Annotated in this window: 19 protein-coding genes; 9 read left to right on the forward strand and 10 right to left on the reverse strand. The window is 65.1% G+C overall.

The genetic code is table 11. The features are described 5' to 3' along the window. Positions 1–2: 2 nt before the first annotated feature. From AWC12_RS29515 to AWC12_RS29540, 6 genes are read left to right on the forward strand one after another with little or no spacing between them, the layout of a single operon-like run. A complete protein-coding gene (locus AWC12_RS29515; protein WP_085178378.1) occupies positions 3–1,196 on the forward strand; it encodes an MCE family protein in 1,194 nt (397 codons plus the stop codon). Then, a complete protein-coding gene (locus tag AWC12_RS29520; protein WP_024448311.1) occupies positions 1,193–2,218 on the forward strand; it encodes an MCE family protein in 1,026 nt (341 codons plus the stop codon). The genes AWC12_RS29515 and AWC12_RS29520 overlap by 4 nt, the downstream gene beginning before the upstream one ends. Then, positions 2,218–3,321: an MCE family protein gene (locus AWC12_RS29525; protein ID WP_024448312.1), complete on the forward strand. Its 1,104-nt coding sequence runs from the start codon at positions 2,218–2,220 to the stop codon at positions 3,319–3,321. Before AWC12_RS29520 ends, AWC12_RS29525 begins: the two co-directional genes overlap by 1 nt. Next, complete coding sequence (locus AWC12_RS29530; RefSeq protein WP_024448313.1) at positions 3,305–4,801, forward strand: MCE family protein; 1,497 nt, start codon at positions 3,305–3,307, stop codon at positions 4,799–4,801. The genes AWC12_RS29525 and AWC12_RS29530 overlap by 17 nt, the downstream gene beginning before the upstream one ends. Then, the gene (locus tag AWC12_RS29535; protein ID WP_024448314.1) at positions 4,798–6,138 is read left to right on the forward strand and encodes an MCE family protein; all 1,341 of its coding nucleotides are present in this window, start codon (positions 4,798–4,800) and stop codon (positions 6,136–6,138) included. Before AWC12_RS29530 ends, AWC12_RS29535 begins: the two co-directional genes overlap by 4 nt. Further along, positions 6,138–7,829: an MCE family protein gene (locus AWC12_RS29540; protein WP_085178379.1), complete on the forward strand. Its 1,692-nt coding sequence runs from the start codon at positions 6,138–6,140 to the stop codon at positions 7,827–7,829. Before AWC12_RS29535 ends, AWC12_RS29540 begins: the two co-directional genes overlap by 1 nt. 23 nt (positions 7,830–7,852) lie before the next feature. Here the strand turns inward: AWC12_RS29540 and AWC12_RS29545 are convergent, their stop codons facing one another. Continuing rightward, positions 7,853–8,377, reverse strand: coding sequence for an Rv2253/PknI dimerization domain-containing protein (locus AWC12_RS29545; RefSeq protein WP_024448316.1), 525 nt, complete (start codon positions 8,375–8,377; stop codon positions 7,853–7,855). Positions 8,378–8,455: 78 nt separating this feature from the next. Here AWC12_RS29545 and AWC12_RS29550 point away from each other — a divergent pair, with 78 nt between their 5' ends. Continuing rightward, positions 8,456–8,884, forward strand: coding sequence for a hypothetical protein (locus tag AWC12_RS29550; RefSeq protein WP_085178380.1), 429 nt, complete (start codon positions 8,456–8,458; stop codon positions 8,882–8,884). Positions 8,885–8,894: 10 nt separating this feature from the next. Here the strand turns inward: AWC12_RS29550 and AWC12_RS29555 are convergent, their stop codons facing one another. Then, positions 8,895–9,335, reverse strand: a complete 441-nt coding sequence (locus AWC12_RS29555; RefSeq protein WP_085178381.1) for an Rv2576c family protein — start codon at positions 9,333–9,335, stop codon at positions 8,895–8,897. 49 nt (positions 9,336–9,384) lie between these two features. Then, positions 9,385–10,665 carry a cytochrome P450 gene (locus tag AWC12_RS29560; protein ID WP_085178445.1) on the reverse strand — a complete coding sequence of 427 codons (1,281 nt, stop codon included), beginning with the start codon at positions 10,663–10,665 and terminating at the stop codon, positions 9,385–9,387. Between the two features lie 197 nt (positions 10,666–10,862). On the opposite strand from AWC12_RS29560, the gene AWC12_RS29565 reads away from it, so the two are divergent. Next, on the forward strand, positions 10,863–11,492 hold the full coding sequence (locus tag AWC12_RS29565) for a TetR/AcrR family transcriptional regulator (RefSeq protein WP_085178382.1): 630 nt from the start codon (positions 10,863–10,865) through the stop codon (positions 11,490–11,492). A 7-nt stretch (positions 11,493–11,499) separates the two neighbouring features. Here the strand turns inward: AWC12_RS29565 and AWC12_RS29570 are convergent, their stop codons facing one another. The 7 genes from AWC12_RS29570 to AWC12_RS29600 form a co-directional block, all read right to left on the reverse strand. After that, positions 11,500–11,787, reverse strand: a complete 288-nt coding sequence (locus AWC12_RS29570; protein WP_085178383.1) for a cytochrome C oxidase subunit IV family protein — start codon at positions 11,785–11,787, stop codon at positions 11,500–11,502. A 3-nt stretch (positions 11,788–11,790) separates the two neighbouring features. Beyond that, positions 11,791–12,315, reverse strand: a complete 525-nt coding sequence (locus tag AWC12_RS29575; protein WP_085178446.1) for a cytochrome c oxidase subunit 3 — start codon at positions 12,313–12,315, stop codon at positions 11,791–11,793. Between the two features lie 80 nt (positions 12,316–12,395). Beyond that, on the reverse strand, positions 12,396–13,142 hold the full coding sequence (locus AWC12_RS29580) for a hypothetical protein (RefSeq protein WP_085178384.1): 747 nt from the start codon (positions 13,140–13,142) through the stop codon (positions 12,396–12,398). Next, a complete protein-coding gene (locus AWC12_RS29585; RefSeq protein ID WP_085178385.1) occupies positions 13,139–13,885 on the reverse strand; it encodes a hypothetical protein in 747 nt (248 codons plus the stop codon). Before AWC12_RS29585 ends, AWC12_RS29580 begins: the two co-directional genes overlap by 4 nt. A 96-nt stretch (positions 13,886–13,981) precedes the next feature. Then, on the reverse strand, positions 13,982–15,133 hold the full coding sequence (locus tag AWC12_RS29590; protein WP_085178386.1) for a thiolase family protein: 1,152 nt from the start codon (positions 15,131–15,133) through the stop codon (positions 13,982–13,984). Positions 15,134–15,143: 10 nt separating this feature from the next. Further along, positions 15,144–15,599 carry a Zn-ribbon domain-containing OB-fold protein gene (locus AWC12_RS29595; protein WP_085178387.1) on the reverse strand — a complete coding sequence of 152 codons (456 nt, stop codon included), beginning with the start codon at positions 15,597–15,599 and terminating at the stop codon, positions 15,144–15,146. A 48-nt stretch (positions 15,600–15,647) separates the two neighbouring features. Continuing rightward, complete coding sequence (locus tag AWC12_RS29600) at positions 15,648–16,367, reverse strand: enoyl-CoA hydratase/isomerase family protein (RefSeq protein ID WP_085178388.1); 720 nt, start codon at positions 16,365–16,367, stop codon at positions 15,648–15,650. 126 nt (positions 16,368–16,493) lie between these two features. On the opposite strand from AWC12_RS29600, the gene AWC12_RS29605 reads away from it, so the two are divergent. Then, positions 16,494–18,089 carry an AMP-binding protein gene (locus tag AWC12_RS29605; protein WP_085178389.1) on the forward strand — a complete coding sequence of 532 codons (1,596 nt, stop codon included), beginning with the start codon at positions 16,494–16,496 and terminating at the stop codon, positions 18,087–18,089. Positions 18,090–18,121: the final 32 nt, after the last annotated feature.

Here is an 18,121-nt window from a genome sequence, read left to right on the forward strand (position 1 = left end):
ACATGAGCAAGAGCGTTGGACGGCCGCTTGCCGGTCTCGGCCTTGTGGTCGCACTGGTGCTGATCCTTGCGCTGGCGATCGGTTTGTTCGCAGGCAAGTTCACCGAAACCGTCCCCGTGACCGTGCTCTCGGAGCGCGCAGGCCTGGTGATGAACCCCGACGCGAAGGTCAAGATGCGCGGTGTTCAGGTGGGCACCGTCAAGTCGATCTCGTATCTGCCCGACGGCAAGGCCCAGTTGCAGCTGGACATCGACCCGTCTCAGATGCACCTCATCCCGGGCAATGTCAGCGTCGACATCGCGTCGTCGACGGTGTTCGGCGCCAAGTTCGTCCAGTTCGAGGCGCCACAGAATCCGAGCGGTGAACTGAAGCGCGGTCAGGTGCTCGAAGGCGATCACGTGACCGTCGAGATCAACACCGTGTTCCAGCAGCTCGTGCAGGTGCTCGACAGCGTCGATCCGACGAAACTCAACGAAACCCTGGGGGCGATCTCGCAGGCGTTCAACGGCCGTGGGGAGAAGTTCGGGCAGACGCTGTCGGATTTCAACGCGCTGCTGGCCAAGATCGAACCGAGCCTGCCGAACCTATCGCACGACATCGAGGCCATGGTCCCGGCGCTACAGGCATACGCCGACGCCGGACCAGACCTGGTGTCGACGGTGGAAAATACCACCACGCTGGGCAATTCGATCGTCGATGAACAGGACAATCTCGACCAGTTCCTCATCAGCTCAATCGGGCTGGCCGACCTCGGCAACGAGGTCATCGGCGGCAACCGTGAAGCGCTGACCTTCGTGCTCGACAAGCTCGAACCCACCACCGGTCTGCTGAATCTGTACAAGAAGTCGCTGTGGTGTGGCATCGGCGGCTTGGTGCCTTTCGCGAAATCGCCACCGCAATACTCGGGCATCATCGTGTCGTCGGGCTTGACGCTGGGCGTCGAGCGGTACCGCTACCCCGGCGATCTCCCGAAGGTGGCCGCCAAGAGTGGCGGACGCGATTACTGCACGGAACTGGGCCTGCCCGAGATGCCTGCCGAGTTCATCCCGCCCCTGATCGTCGGTGACGTCGGGTCCAATCCCGCGCAGTACGGCAACCAGGGCATTCTGCTGAACTCTGAGGGCTTGAAGAACTGGCTGTTCGGTCCCCTCGACGGGCCGCCGCGCAACACGGCGCAGATCGGAATGCCGGGATGACGCGCTCCGTGTCGACCCTCATCAAGTTCGCCATCTTCGGGCTCGTGATGGCGGTGCTGACCGCGTTCCTGTTCCTGGTGTTCAGTGACACCAGAACCGGGCCGGCCAACGAGTATTCAGCGGTCTTCAAGGACGCGTCCCGGCTGAAGTCGGGGGATACCGTGCGTATTGCCGGTATCCGGGTCGGCACCGTCAAAGACGTGGAATTGCAGGCCGACAGGTCGGTGCTCGTCACCTTCGACGCCGACAAGAACACGGTGCTGACCACAGGCACCCAGGCCGCAATCCGGTACCTCAACCTCGTCGGCGATCGCTATCTGGAGCTCGTCGACACCCCCGACTCCACCCAGATCGTCCCGGCTGGCGGTCAGATTCCCGAGGACCGGACAGCTCCGGCGCTTGACCTCGACGTGCTGCTTGGTGGGCTCAAGCCCGTCATCCAGGGGCTCAATCCTGAAGACGTGAACGGGTTGACGACGTCACTGATCCAGATCCTGCAGGGCCAGGGTGGGACGCTGGACTCACTGTTCGCCAAGACGTCGTCGTTCAGCAATTCGCTGGCCGACAACAACCAGGTCATCGAAGAGCTGATCGTCGACCTGCGAACGGTGCTCGACACCCTCGCCGAGGACGGTGATGAATTCTCCGGAGCCATCGACAAACTGGAGCAGCTCGTCAGCGGGCTGTCGGCCGATCGCGACCCGATCGGCACCGCCATCACGTCGCTCGAAAACGGAACCGCCTCGATCGCAGACCTGCTCGGCCGAGGCCGGGTGCCGATGTCCAACACCGTCGACGAGCTGCACAGGCTTGCGCCGCTGGTCGACAACGATCTCGACCGCCTCGACGCCACACTTCAGCGTCTGCCTGAGATCTATCGCAAGCTCGCCCGCGTCGGTTCGTACGGCGCGTGGTTCCCCTACTACATCTGCGGCATCTCTTTCCGCGCCAGCGATCTTGAGGGACGCACGGTCGTCTTCCCCTGGATCAAGCAAGAAGAGGGAAGGTGCGTGGACGAATAATGCTGAAATATCGTGGTGCTCGACTTGCCAGGGCGGGCTTCATCGGCGTCGTCCTGATCATCCTCGTCATCGCCGTCGGCCTGCAGCCCGAACGCCTGCTGCAGTGGGCCACCGCCGTGCGTTACCAGGCGCTGTTCACCGAAGCGGGCGGTCTCACCGTCGGCAACGACGTCACCCTGTCCGGCATCAAGGTCGGTTCGGTGTCGTCCATCGAACTGGACAACGGCGACGCCCTTGTCGGGTTCACGATCGACGGCAAGTACGCACTCGGCTCCGACACCACCGCCCACATCCGCACCGGCACCCTGCTGGGTGAGCGGGTGCTGGCGCTGGACTCGGCGGGCAGTGGCACGCTCGATCCCCAGCAGGCCATACCGGCCACCCGGACGTCGTCGCCCTACTCGCTGACCGATGCCGTCAGCGAGCTGACGGACAACACCGCCAACACGGACACCGCGTCGCTGAACCAATCATTGGACACCCTGTCGGCAACGCTGGATCAGATTGCGCCGCAACTGGGTCCGACATTCGACGGCCTCTCGCGGCTGTCCCAGTCACTCAACAGCCGCAACGAGAGCCTCGCCGAGTTGCTCAGGACTGCGGGCGAGGTGACCGGCATCTTCTCCGAGCGCAGCAGACAGGTCAACGCGCTGATTCTCAACGCCAACGACCTGCTCGCGGTGCTCAACGAGCGCCGTTACGCCATCACCAGCTTGCTCGCCAACATCTCGACGGTGTCGCAGCAGCTGTCAGGTCTGGTCGCCGACAACGAGGCCGAGCTCGCACCCGCACTGGAGCGTCTCAACAACGTGACGCGGATGCTGGAGAAGAACCGCGACAACCTCGCCAAGATGCTTCCGGGGGCGGCGAAGTACTACCTCACGCAGGGCGAGATCGTCTCCAACGGCGCGTATTACAACGCGCTCATCCCGAACATCCAACCCGCACAGCTGTTACAGCCGTTCCTGGAATACGCCTTCGGATTCCGGCGCGGTGTCGAACAGGGACAGCCGCCGGACAACGCCGGACCGCGGGCCGAGCTTCCGTTCCCCGTCAACAGCCTTCCCCAGCCTGGAGACCTCCCCAATGATGGCAACCCGTAAGCGGCTGGTGGCCGGCACGGCGATCCTGCTGGCCATCCTCCTGATCGCCGGCGCGGCCTTCCTCGTCCGGCAGGTGTTCTTCGGGCCGAAGACCATCACGGCGTATTTCCCGACGGCGACGGCGATCTACCCGGGCGACGAGGTCCGAGTGTCAGGCGTCAAGGTCGGCACGATTGACAAGATCGAGCCGGAGGGCACGCTGACGAAGATGACGCTCAACGTCGACAGGGACGTGCCCGTCCCGGCCGACGCCAAAGCCGTGATCGTCGCGCAGAACCTGGTCGCCGCCCGCTACGTGCAGCTGACGCCGGCCTACCGCGAAGGCGGTGGTCCCACGATGGACGACGGCAGCTCCATTCCGGAGACCCGGACCGCCGTCCCCGTCGAGTGGGATGAGGTCAAAACCCAATTGATGCGTCTCTCAGAGGAACTGGGACCACAGACCGGCATGGACGGGACGTCGATCTCGCGCTTCGTCGACAGCGCCGCCAACGCAATGGAGGGCAACGGCGAGAAGCTGCGCGAGACGCTACGTCAACTGTCTGGTGTGGCAAGGATTTTCGCCGAGGGCAGCGGGAACATCGTCGACATCATCAAGAACCTCCAGGTGTTCGTGTCGGCACTGCGCGACAGCAAGGAACAGATTGTGATGTTCCAGAACCGCCTGGCCACCTTGACGAGTGTCATCGACGACAACAGGTCAGACCTCGACGCCGCGCTGACCGACCTGTCGTTCGCCATCGGTGAGGTTCAGCGGTTCGTCGTCGGCAGCAGGGATCAGACGGCCGAGCAGGTCCGCAGCCTCGGCCAGGTGATGCAGGTGCTCGCCGACAACAAGCTGGCACTGGAGAACGTTCTCCACATCACGCCGAACGCGATCGCGAACTTCGAGAACATCTACTACCCGAACGGCGGATCGGTCACCGGCGCGTTCTCGGTGTCGAACTTCTCCAACCCGGTGTGGTTCGTGTGCGGCCTGATCGGCGGCGTCGCCAACACCACCGCTCCTGAGACCGCCAAGCTGTGCTCGCAGTACCTCGGGCCCGCGCTGCGCTCGATCCCGATCCACAACCTGCCGTTCCCGATCAACGCCTACCTGCGGCCCGCGGTGAGTCCCGACCGGACGATCTACACCGATCCCAAGCTTGCCCCCGGTGGCGCCGGGCCGGGCGACCCGCCCGAGATACCGCCGACCGTCTCGGCATACACCGGCTCCGGCGACATCCCGCCGCCACCGGGGTGGGGTGCACCTCCTGGACCCCCGGGTATCTACCAGCCCGACTCCGATGCGCCTGCGACGCCGTCACCGGCTCTGTATCCGGGTGCGCCACTGCCGGGTCCGCCCAACATCCTGTCGAACATCCCGGCGCAGCCTCAGCCGCCGCAGACGGTCGACGGACTGCTGTTGCCGCCCACGCCAGCGCCCGCACCCGCGCCCGCTGGGCCCCTGCTGCCCGCAGAAGGGATGCCGCCATCATGATCCGCGGAGCGAAGTCATTGACGATCGTGGGCTGCGCTGCAGCGCTGTCGCTCTCGGGCTGCGCGTTTCAAGGGGTGAACTCGCTGCCATTACCGGGTGCGGTGGGACGCGGGGGAGACGCGGTCACCTACCACGTGCAGGTGCCGAACGTCGCGACACTGGAGTCGAATTCGCCGGTCATGATCGACGACGTCGTCGTCGGCAGCGTCGGCAAGATGACGGTGCAGAACTGGCACGCCGACGTCGAAATCTCGGTCAAACCCGACGTCGTGGTGCCCGCCAATGCCGTAGCCACTGTCGGACAGACCAGCCTGCTGGGGTCGATGCACCTGTCGCTGAACCCGCCGCTGGGTGAGGCGCCGACGGGCAAGTTGCAACCCGGAAGCACGCTGCCGCTGAACTCGTCGTCGACGTACCCGACTACCGAGCAGACACTGTCATCCTTGTCGACCGTCGCCAACGGAGGTGGGCTCGGCCAGATCGGCGACATCATCCACAACATGAACACCGCGCTGTCGGGACGGGAGCCCGAGGTGCGCGAACTGCTCACCAGGCTCGACAATTTCGTCGGGGTCCTGGCCGAGCAGCGCGAAAACATCATCGCCTCGATCAAGGAACTGCGCCAAGTCGCAGGGACATTCGCCAACCAGCGTGAGGTGATCGACCGGGCGCTCGAAGAGATCCCGCCGGCCATCGATGTCTTGATCAGGGAACGTCCGACCTTCACCACAGCACTTCAGCGGCTCGGAACCTTCAGCGACACAGCCACCCAGCTGGTCAACGACGCCGGAGACGATCTCGTCAAGAACCTGGAGAACCTCGGTCCCGTCCTCGGTGCGCTCGCCGACATCGGACCCGACCTCAACCAGGCGGTGCTGTGGGCCAGCGCGTTCCCATACGGGCCGACGTTCGCCGACCGCATCACCAGGGGCGACTACATCAACCTCTACGCGATTTTCGACCTCACTTACCCGCGGTTGAAAAAGACGCTGCTCGCCGGAACACGGTGGGGTGACCAAAACGCCAAACTGATTCCCGCACCGGGTGATCCGTACTACTTGAACTACATGTACAACCCGCTGATGATGGGAGTGACGCCGCCTCCGGAGGCGCCTGTGGCGCCCGCGGCGGAAGGTGTCGCGCCACCGCCGGCTCCGGTCATCCCTGCTGAACCGATTCTGCCGGTGGTGCCGCCACCACCTGCGGCGCCGTGGCTTTCGCAAGCCCAACCGCTGCGTGGTGACCAAATCTTCGCCGGTCCATATGGGGCGCAAACACCGCCGCCCCCGGCCGTGCCACCCGCACCCGCCGTGCCGACACCTGGAGGAGGTGGCTGATGCTCACCCGCTTCGTCCGGACCCAGTTGATCATCTTCACGATCGCGTCGATCGTCGGCGTGTCGGTGATGCTGTTCGCCTACATGCAGGTGCCCACGCTGCTGGGTGTCGGCCGGCTGACGGTCACCCTGGAGCTGCCCGAATCGGGCGGGCTCTACCGGTTCAGCAACGTCACGTACCGCGGAGTTCAGGTCGGCAAGGTCACCGGGGTGGCCCTCACCGAGAACGGAGCGGAAGCCACACTGTCCCTTGACACTTCGCCGCAGATTCCTGCCAATCTGCGTGCCGAGGTCCGCAGCGTGTCCGCGGTCGGCGAGCAGTACGTCGAGTTGCTCCCTGAGACAGACGACGGACCCTACCTGGAGGACGGGTCCCGAATCCCGGTCACCGCGACCAAGGTTCCGCAACAAGTCGGTCCGATGCTCGACCAGTTGAGCGCGATGGTCGACAGCTTGCCGAAGGAGCGGATCCCGGATCTGCTGGACGAGACCTTCACAGCGTTCAACGGCGCCGGGCCGGACTTCGGCTCGCTGCTCGATTCCGCCGCACAGATCACCGAGGACGCCAACGGTGTCTCCGGTGAATTCCGCGGGCTGATCGACGACAGCCGACCACTGATCGATTCGCAGGCCGAGACCACCGATGCGATCCGGACGTGGGCGCAGAGCCTGAACGGGATTTCGGCGCAGGTGGTGCAGAACGACCCGCAGGTGCGCGCGCTGCTGCAGCAGGGCCCGGGATTCGCGCAGGAGGTCAGCACCCTGCTCAATCAGCTGAAGCCGACGCTGCCGGTCCTGCTGGCGAACCTCAGCACGGTGGGGCAGACGTTGCTCACCTACAACCCTGCGATCGAACAGTTGCTCGTGCTGTTCCCCGGAATCATCGCCGCCCAGCAGTCTTTCGGTCTCCCACAGAACAGCCCCACCGGTCTGCCGATGGGTGACTTCGCATTGACCATCAGCGATCCGAACCCGTGCACGGTGGGATTCCTGCCGTCGACGCAGTGGCGTTCTCCCGAGGACGAGACGACCGTCGACACCCCGGACGGTCTGTACTGCAAGCTGCCGCAGGACTCTCCGATGAACGTCCGCGGCGCGCGTAACTACCCGTGCATCGAGCACCCCGGCAAGCGCGCCCCCACCGTCGAATTGTGCAACGATCCACGAGGATTCATTCCCACCGCGATTCGCAACCACATCACCGGGCCCTATCCGTTCGATCCGAACCTGGTGTCCCAGGGTGTCCCGATCGACTCGTTCGTCGAAGGGCCGGACCGTATCTACACTCCGATCGAGGGAACGCCACTGCCCCCGGGTGCCGTGCGGGCGGGGACACCACCGGTGTCGGCGCCTGGCACTCCGCCGTTCCCGGTGGGGGCTCCCGCCCCGATGGTGCCCGGTGCACCGCCTCCGGCGCAACCGCCGATCCTTCCGCCGGCCCCATTGCCTGCCGGCCAAGGTCCGCTGCTACCGGGGCAGGCTGTACCGGTTGCGCCGGCACCTGCCAGCGGCGCGGTTCCGGTGGCGCCAAGTGCGTTCGGCGGCAACGATTCCGGTGTCCCGACCGTCGGCACGGCGCAGTACAACCCGCAGACAGGGGAGTACCTCGCTCCGGACGGAACGATGCACCAGGTCACGAATGTGGCGACGGGAACAGCGCCCAAGACCTGGCAAGACCTGCTGCCGATGTGATCGATCGAGGAACCCGGTGCGGCTCAGGCGATTTTGTCGAGCCGCGCCGGCAGCTCGATCACCTTCGACAGATTGACCCCGCAGGCGCCGCTGTCGCTCTTGGTGATGTTGCGGCCGGCGATGACCGACATGTTCCGCCTGATCCGGTGCTGGGTCGGGGGATCGACACCCCAGAGCAGGAACTTCTGGTATCCGGTCGCGAAAGTGCCGTTGGGGCAAGGCATCCAGTTCGGAACGACGTGTTCGACGTAGTAGAAGTCATCGAGTCTGACCGATCCGGTCCACCCGAGCGAGCTCTTCACCTCACCCGTGCATTCGATCGGGCTGAGGCACGTCATGTTGACGGTCCACGTCTCAAGGACCGACTGCTGCTTGATTTTCACCTCGTTGGTGCGTGCCCACTCGCCGTCGGAGAACACCCGCCACGTTCCGCTGAGGTTGACACCCCAGTCCTCTTCGTCCGCTGAGGCCGTGGGGGCGATTCCCATGCTTCCCAGCAGGGTGATCGCGGTTGCGGCGAGGCCGGTGACCAGACGTGAAGCACGCATGGGATCTAGCCTAACCGTGCCCGAAGTACAGCTCTTCAAAAGCGAGAATTTCGTTCCGCCGCATGGGAAAATGTTCGGATGCGATCTCTCGTCGCAGCGCTCGCTGCCATCGCGGCCCCTGCCGTCCTGATGACCGCGGCTGCCGCAGCGGCTCAACCGCCCCCACCGCCCCCCGGCGGAGAATGCAACTACCCGAACTGCACCCCGGGAATCCTGCCGGACGTGGTTCTCGGCTCGTACTGCGCCAACACGACGTATTACGCGTTCGGCGTGACGAATTGGGGACGCCTGGTGTTCTGCGGATCGCCGCGGCGCTACGAGCCGCGCTGGTTCCGTTCACCGGAGATGCACGGAATCAAGAACGAGGGCGACCTGTGCCCCGCGCTCGACGGTCAGGTGGCGCAGGCGCCGGACGGGCTGTTCCTGACGTGTATCGCCAAGGACAACCGCTCCTACTGGGCGCGCGGCGACGCCTCGGTCGGTGGGGGAAACCCGCCTCCGCAGTAGGCCGCGGGGTTTACCAGGGGCGCTGCGAGCACAGCGCACCCTTGGTACCCGAATCGGTCGCGACCACAACGTCGTCGACTCGCAGTTCGCATACGAACCCCGGATCGGCCAGCGGCGGCGTCAACGACGACGGCAGCCCGACGACGACCATGGACCATTGATTCGGGTCGGCCAGCCAGGTTTCGAACACCCACGGCTGGTTCGGGCCGAGGTTTGCTTCCACATTCGGGGTGTACAGGTACGGATTGTGGCTGTACTCGCCCCAATTCGGCGGATCGTTCTGCCGGTAGTAGATCTCGGCGTTCGCGATGTCCTGGCTGGCGCCGACGGTGTACTTCACGTGATGCATGGGCGGCTGCGCCGCGGCCGTACCGCCGGCTAGGACCGCGCTCACGGTGAAGGCTCCCGCCATGGAGGCAGCGAGAAGCGGAAGCGTCTTGTAGAACACCATTTCCGGATTTTAGAACGGCGCTATAGCTGCCGTGGGGGATTCGCCGGACCTAGCGCAACGGCTCGAAGGTGATGTTGATGTCGGTGAGCCCGCGAAGGATGAACGTGGGCTCGTAGGTGTAGCGGCGGTCCCCGGGCGGGCCGTGCAGCTCCTCGTCGATCTGGATGTCGCCCATCCGGTCGAGGATGCGTTCGATCGACACGCGGCCTTCCACGCGGGCCAGCGGGCCGCCGGGGCACGAGTGCACGCCGCGGCCGAAGGCGATGTGCTCGCGGACGTTCTTGCGGTCCAGGTCGAACTCGTGGGGGTGCTCGAAACGGCCGGGATCGCGGTTCACCGCACCCGGGCAGACCATCAGCGTGGTACCGGCGGGGACGTCGAGATCGCCGACCCTGGTGTTCTTCTTGGCGAGCCGGAACTGGCTCTTGACCGGCGCATCCATCCGCAGGGCCTCTTCGACGAAGACCGGGATGCGGCTACGGTCGCGGCGCAGGCGTTCCTGAACGTCGGGATGGTCGCCCAGCACCCGCATCGACGCCGACAGCAGCTTCGTGGTGGTCTCCTGCCCGGCGGCGAAGAGGAACGTCGCCGAACGGACAACCTCGATCACCGGCGGAGTCGAGCCGTCCGGGTACTTCGCCGTCGCGAGCGCAGTGAGAACGTCATCCCGCGGCTCCTTGCGGCGGTCCTCCAGGTAACCGATGAACTTCTCGTCCAGCCACTCGAGCGGGTTGGCGCCGACCAGGTCGCTGTGGTCGAGCGAACCGACATTCGCGCCGGGCCGGGGCGCGCCGAGCACGGTGCGGAACTCATCGTGGTCGGCCTCGGGTACGCCGAGCATGTCGGCAATCACCAACAGCGAGAAAGGCTTTGCGTACGCAGACAGGAACTCGCAGCGGCCGTTGTCGATGAAGTCGTCGAGTACTTCGTCGGCGAGGCGCCACATGAAGTCCTCGTTCTCCTTGAGCCTGCTCGGCGTCAGGAGTCGGTTGAGCAGCGACCTGGCGTTGGTGTGGTCGGGCGGATCCATCGTCACCATGTGCTCGAACATCGGCATCTGCGGCCGGTGCGCCGTGATCTGGTCGGTGATGTCGTCGCCTTCGGGTGTGAACGGCAGCGGCGGGAACGGCCCCGCCACCGCGATACAGGACGAGAACGTGTCGGCGTCCTTGAGGACGGTCGCAGCTTCCTCGTAGCCGGTAACGGCCAGGACCCCGTAGTTCGGCTCCCTGACCACCGGGCATTTGCTACGCAGATGATCGAAGTACGGGTGCGGATCAGGCACGAGCGAGGGATCGGTGAAGTAGTCGATCGTGTCGAAGTCGCTCATGTCCATGGCCTCCCGGGCTGCGGGTCGTACGGGGCGAGTGATCTCGACCACCGTTTCAGAAATGCTGAGCACCTGCTTAGCATGGTGTAAGAGTTAGGGTCAAGGATCTCGGGCGGCGTGCGAGTCGCGATCTGCATGTCGTCGGGTATCGCCGAAGCCGGTCTGGGGTAGAACACCAGCAAAGGAGTGAGGTCAGCATGGCATCGCCGCGTCGGATCGGGGCACCGGATGCGAAGAATCGCGTCGTGCTGCTCGACGCCGCCGAGCAGCTGCTCATCGAAGAGGGCTACGCGGCGGTCACCTCGCGTCGGGTCGCCGATCACGCGGGGCTGAAGCCGCAGCTGGTGCACTACTACTTCCGCACGATGGAGGATCTGTTCCTCGCGGTGTTCCACCGCAGGGCGGAAGAGGGGCTTGCCGTGTTGGCCACCGCACTGCAGTCCCCGCAGCCGCTGTGGGCGTTGTGGAGGTTCAGCACAGCCCCCGAGGCGACCAGGCTGACGATGGAGTTCATGGGGCTGGCTAATCACCGCAAGGCGCTGCGGGCCGAGATCGTCTACTACGCGGAGCGCTTCCGCCAGGAGCAGAACCGAGCGATCGACGAGGCGCTGAAGCGGTACGGGATGGTCTCGGATGACGTGCCTCCCGTGGTGTGGACCGTCTTCGCCACGAGCGTGTCCCAGGCGCTGGTCATGGAGCGGGCACTGGGGATCAGCACCGGCCACGCCGAGACCTTCGCCTTCTGCGAGCGGTGGATTCGGCGCCTCGAGGGCGATCCACTGCCGGAGTTCGCTCAGGGTTGGGACGCGTCGTCGGCCCGCGTGTGACAGCCGGTCACCACAGGTAGATCACCAGCACTGCGGTCCACAGTGTGACGAGCCATGCATCGGTGCTGTGGCGCAACCACTTCGGTGCCGTCCGCACCTCCATGAAGTAGCCGACGATCAACCGACACTTGACGAAACCCAACACGATCGCCGCGATGGTGATCGGAACGCTCGCCCCGGCATGGCCCCCGGAATGACCAGGTGCCAGCCACCACGACACGACGGTGATCGCCGTGAGCGCGAGCCACACAGTAGTGATGGCACGGTTATCTCTTGCGGTGATTCTGGTCGTCATCGGTCACCTCATCACGTAAAGCAGGCCGAAGATGACCACCCACAACAGATCGACCATGTGCCAGTAGATCGCACCGGACTCGACCATCGACATCCTGCGTTTGCGCGGATTCCGCAACTCGCGCACCACGATTCCCATGATCAGCAGACCCAGCAAGACGTGGAAGAGGTGGACGCCTGTGAGCATGTAGTAAAAGTTGAAGAATTCGCCGAATTGGGAGGAGCCGCCCATCGTCTGCCCAGCAGTGATCTTGGCCGTCCACTCGTAGGCCTTGATGGCGATGAACGCCACTCCACAGGCGCCACCGAAGTAGGTCAGCCGCAGGGCGGCGGCGATGTCGCCGGCGCGGGCCTTCACCACGCTGCGCGCCACGAACCACGAGCTGGTCAGCAGCACAACAGTATTCAGCGCGCCGATCGTCAGATTGAGGTGCTGTTGCGCCGCAAGGAACTCCGGGGCCGCCATGGTGCGGTGCACCATGAAGATCACGAAATACGAGCCGAAGATGATGAGATCGCCGAGCACCATGACCCAGATGGCCACGTCTCCGGGTAGGTGCCCGGTCCCCGGCGCTCCGGCGGTCGAGCGCGCTTGGGCCTGCGTATCGCTCACGGCAGCGGCGCCTGGTCGGCCGGTTGCAGCTCGTTGGCCTTCTTCAGGAAGAAGATTACGCAGGACAACCAGAACCCGAAGATCGCCGTTCCGGTCCAGAACGACATCGAACCGTTCCAAGAGAACGGACCCGAAGGTGCGACGAACACCGGGACGGCCAAGATCTCGGTGACGATCTGCCACACCGTCACGTAGGCAAGCCATTTCGGGAAGATGTTGTTGCGGTCGTAGAGGATCGCGATGGCGAATCCGAAATACGCGGTGGTAAAGCAGCCGAGTGATCCGACATAGGACAGGCACCCGAGGTCGTAGAGCAACGCCATCACTTCAGGATCGCGATCCGGCCGAAAGGTGGCCGCCAGAAAGCAGAAGGCAACGAGCAGGCAACCGGGAAGTGCGCCGACGGCCATGCCGCCCAGGTAGACGTAGGCCATCACCGAGCCCGACGTCATGCGCTTCATGTGATACACGACAATGCCGTTGGCCACGCCCGCACCGCCGACGACGAGGATCAGGATGCCGAAACCGATCTGGATGGTGAGGCCGTGTGCGGCGAAGAACTCCACCTTCTGCGCGGTCGTGACATCCGGTCGGGGCGGGGGCATGGTTCTGGCAAGCGCGAAGAAGATGACGCCGAAAGCCGTGTAGAACGCGGGCACGATCGAGAAGACGATCCAGATATCACGCTTGCTCGCCGACTGGGTGGGCACACCGGCCGACGGCGGTGAGACTGTCGTGCTCAAGGGGCCGACACGCCTTCCTCGACCGCCTGCCGCCGCAGCGCCGCGCGCAAGACGAAGAACATCACCGAGACGAAAACGACCAAAGCGCCCCCACGGAGCCAGAACGAGATGAACCCGTCCCAGGCCAGTGGGCCGGTCCGGAATACTGCAGCGGCCGCAGCGGGTGCCATCGCCAGGCCGGTGACGACGGCGAAATGGCCCACCCAGCGCGGGAATACGGGGTGGGGGCCCGCGTCGAGGTAGACCGCGAGACCCAGCAGCAGGTTCTGCGCGACGAGAATACCGACCGGAGCGACCAGCGTGATCCAGGCAAGATCGTTGAGGAGCAGAAGCAACTCAGGGCTGCGGTCGGGACGAAACGCTGCGACGAGGTAGAAGATGTCGGCCAGCGCGAAAAGCGTTGCGCCGCTCACCGTGGCGGTCAGGTAGCAATACGCCAGCGCGTGGCTCTGCGTCGACATCCGCTTCATCTGGACCACGATCACCATGAAGAACGGCAAGAGCATGATGCCGCAGAGGTTGTAGGTGATCATGGAAAAGCGGATCAGCGCGGTGTTGTCCGCGTAGAACGCCGCCACTTGATCGGCGCTCATCTGCGGCGACATCGGCGGCAGGAAGCCCGGGAACGCGACGAACGCGATCAGAAAGACGGCACCGAAGACGGGTGCCGTCCACAGGCTGATCAGCTGGGTCCGGATGTTCGCCGTCTGGGGCAGGTCCTCGGCCTCGGCGAGAATCTGCATCCGACCCCCTTATCGCGATTCGAGTAGCCGACCGGCTACTCGCCTCAGGCGAGAGTAGCCGATCGGCTACCAAACCGCGAGGGGCGCGCGAAATGCTTACAGAGACAGGATCGTCGCGGAGGCGGTACCCGGCGCGCCGTAGACCTGGGCCAGTCCGACGCGCGGCTGGCCCGGCACCTGCCGCTCGCCTGCTTCGCCGCGCAGCTGACGCACCAACTCATGCACCTGTCGCAACCCGGAGGCGCCGATCGGCTCGCCGTTGGCGATGAGTCCGCCGTCGGTGTTGACCGGAATGGTGCCGTGGATCTCCGTGGCGCCGTCGGCGAGAAGCTTCTCCTGCTCGCCGTCGGCGCACAGCCCGGTTTCGGCCATGTGGATGACCTCGGCGCCCGCGTCGGTGTCCTGAAGCTGAGCGATGTCGACGTCCTCAGGGCCGATGCCGGCCGCCTCGTAGGCGGCTTTGGCCGCGTACACCGTGGGGGACGGATCCTCGTCCAGCGGTGCAGACGTCGCGTGCACCTCGTAGGCGCCGAAGGTGCGCGTGCGAATCTCGCTGGCACGTACGAACACCGGCTTGTCGGTGAACCTGTGGGCGATGTCGCCGCGGCACATGATCACTGCCGCCGCCCCCTCGTCGGGCGCACAGAACATGTACTGGGTCAGGGGATAGTTCAGGGCCGGCGACGCCAGGATCTCGTCCACGGAGATCTCTTTGCGGCGGAACGCATTCGGGTTGATCACGCCGTTGCGGAAGTTCTTGTTCGCCACCCGTGCCAGCGTCTCCTGCGAGATGTTGTGCTTGTGGATGTAGTGGTTGGCCTTCATCCCGAAGAACTTGGTCGTGACGAACTGACCGTTCTCGGCATACCACTGCGGCAGTGCGAGTTTGGCGGGGTCGTCGGTGAAGGCTCCGCGGGGGTGCTTGTCAAGTCCGATGGCAATACCGATGTCGTACTTGCCCAATCGGATCGTGTCGGCCGTCTGCTGGATCGCCGACGCCGCAGTGGCGCAGGCGTTGAACACGTTGGTGAACGTGATGCCGGTCAGGCCGACCAGGCGGGTGACGGCGTCGGGATTGGATACCTCATAGCTGCCGCCGAAGCCGAACTGGATGTCCTTCCAATCCACGCCGGCGTCGGTGAGTGCGGACTGAATAGCCTCGGCGCCCATCTGCATCGCGGTCTTGTCGAACCGGCCGAACGGATGCAGGCCGACACCGATGATCGCGACATCGTTGGAGTTGGTCATGCAGTGCCCCTTAATTGCTGACGGGCTGGAACGCGAAGGTGACGACCTCGGTCCCGTCCTCGTCGGAGGTGAACGGGATCATGGTCAGTTCGACCTGCTGGCCGAATTGCAGCTTCGCCGGGTCGTTTTCGGTGAGCCTGCCCTCGACGCGGATGACGTCATCGAGCTGTACGAGGCCGACGCCGAACGGCACGAAATCCTTACCCGTAGGACCCTTGTACGGCGGCCCGGGCGGGAAGCCCTGCGTGGTCCATGCCACGAGAGTCCCGCGGCGGGGGAGTAGCACGTCGGACATGTCGCCGCCACTGCACTTGGGGCAGCGCTGCTGGGTCGGGAAGGTCGTGGCACCGCATGTGCCACAACAACTCCCGATGAGCTGCGGATCGTCATTCGGCCAGGTGGAAATTTCGGGCGCCAGCGCCCGCTGCGTGCTCGACACGGGATTGACGATAACTGGAAATGCCATTCTCGTCTAGCGAGAACATGGTCGATGAATGCGCGTATGCGACTGCGGCTATCTGTTGCCTTTGTTCATCACCTTGTCGGCAGCCGTCCAGTGCTCGTCGGACACCCACAGCCGGGCGAATGCGGCGACGGCCTCGGTGGTCGAGACGCCCCGCATCACCCGCTTGACCTCGCCGGCAGGGGTGCGAGCCAGCAGGCGGGCGGTCAGCCGCCACTGCTCGTCGAAGCTCGCGCGCGGGATGACCTGATCGATCAGGCCGATGCGCTCTGCGTCGGTGGCCGCCAGGATGCGCCCGGTGCCGGCCAGCAGCAAGGCTCTGCTGTAGCCGACGAGATCGACGAGCCGTTCGGCGCCGCCCCACGCGGGCATGATTTCCAAGGCGACCTGGTTGAAGCCGATCTTGATGTCGTCGGCGGCCACCCGGATGTCAGCGGCCACCGCGAATTCGGCGCCGCCGCCGAGCGCGTGACCGTTGAGCGCGGCGAGCACGGGGCCGGGGAATGCGGCGATGCGGTCGCAGATCGCCCTCATCCGGAAGGCCATCGCCGCGGCCTGGTCCTCGGTCCGCAGCGCGCTGAGTTCCTTCAGGTCGCCGCCGGACACGAAGGCTTTGTCGCCTGCGCCGGTGAGGGCGAGCGCAGCGGCCCCCGCGGCGCCGTCGAGCGCCTTGTCGAGCTGATCCATGGTCTCCAGCGAGATCGCATTACGCGCGTGCGGCCGGTCGATGGTGATGGTCGCCAAACCATCGTCGATTTCGAGGTCGACCATCGGGCATTCTCCCTCTGCGGTATTGGCATTCTCGCAGGCGGAGAATAGCATCACCGTCGGATTGCGAGGATCTCAACGTCCTCGTGACGGTATCTCCTCGCAGACGGGAAAGGGTGGCCGGCAGTCATGCGGACGATTCCTGCGGAGCTGGTCAGAAGATACGAACAGGCCGGCTACTGGACCCGCGAGACGCTCGGGGATCTGTTGGCCAGGGGGCTCGCCAACAGCCCTGATGCCGGTTTCTTCGTGCATTCGGCCACGCGCCCCTACTCGGGCACGTTCGGCGACGTCGGACGGGACGCCCGACGTCTCGCGGCGGGACTGCAGGCGGGCGGCGTCGGGCCCGGCGATGTCGTGGCGTTCCAGCTGCCGAACTGGCGAGAGGCGGCCGTCGCGTTCTGGGCGTCGTCCTTCCTCGGAGCCGTGATCGTGCCGATCGTGCACTTCTATGGGCGCAAAGAAATCGGTCACATCCTGGCCGTCGCGAAGCCGCGCGTGTTCATCACGACCGAGGAGTTCGGTCGCATGCGCTATCAGCCTGATCTCTGCGCGGATGTCCCGATCGTCGCTCTGGTGGGGATGGATTCAGCCGCAGGCCATGCGCGTCCGTTCGACGATCTGCTCGCCGACGAGCCGCTGACCGGAACGATCCCCGCAGATCCTGCGGCACCGGCGCTCATCGCCTTCACCTCGGGGACCACCCGCGATCCGAAAGGCGTGATTCACAGCCACCAGACGCTGAGCTGCGAAACGCGCCAGCTTCTGGAGAACTATCCACCGGAACGCGGCAGGCAACTCACCGCCACGCCAGTCGGCCATTTCATCGGCATGGTTGGCGCGCTGCTGATCCCGGTCCTCGAAGGTGCACCGATCGATCTGTGCGACGTCTGGGATCCCGGCCGGGTTCTGCAGTTGATGGAGCGCGACGGCCTGTCCATCGGGGGAGGCCCGCCGTACTTCGTCACCAGCCTGCTCGATCACCCCGACTGCAGGCCTCACCATCTGCGCCACTTCAAGACAGTCGGGCTGGGCGGCTCGACGGTGCCCGCCGCGGTGACGCGGCGGCTCACCGATCTCGGAATGTTCGTGTTCCGCTCCTACGGCAGCACCGAACACCCCTCGATCACCGGCTCGCGACCCAGTGCGCCGGAAGCCAAACGATTGTTTACCGACGGAGATCCACGCCCCGGGGTGGAGATCAAGCTCGGGCCCGACGGCGAGATCTTCAGCCGCGGCCCTGACCTGTGCATCGGTTACACCGACGACGAGCTCACCGCGCGGGCCTTCGACGACGAAGGCTGGTACCGCACCGGCGATATCGGGGTGCTCGACGACGACGGATACCTCACCATCACCGACCGCAAGGCCGACGTGATCATCCGCGGCGGCGAGAACATCAGTGCCCTGGAAGTCGAAGAGGTCCTGCTATCCATGTCGGCCGTCGCCGAGGCGGTCGTCGTCGCCGCGCCGGACCCTCGGCTGGGGGAGCGCACCGCCGCGGTCTTGCGCATCCGCGACGGCGAGCAGATGCCGAGTCTCGACGACGTGCGTGCTCACTTCAAGGGGGCCGGGGTGGCCACTCAGAAGTGGCCGGAGGAACTGCACCGGGTCCCGCCAGGGCAGGACTTTCCGAGGACCGCCAGCGGCAAGGTCCAGAAGTACGTGATCCGTCAAAGGGTGGCGGCCGGTGAATACGGGGCCGTTGCGGCCCATCAAAAATGAGAATACGATTCTCTCGATAGGAAAAGGAGTCT

The sequence above is a fragment of the Mycolicibacterium iranicum genome (assembly GCF_002101705.1).
GTDB lineage: Bacteria > Actinomycetota > Actinomycetes > Mycobacteriales > Mycobacteriaceae > Mycobacterium > Mycobacterium iranicum.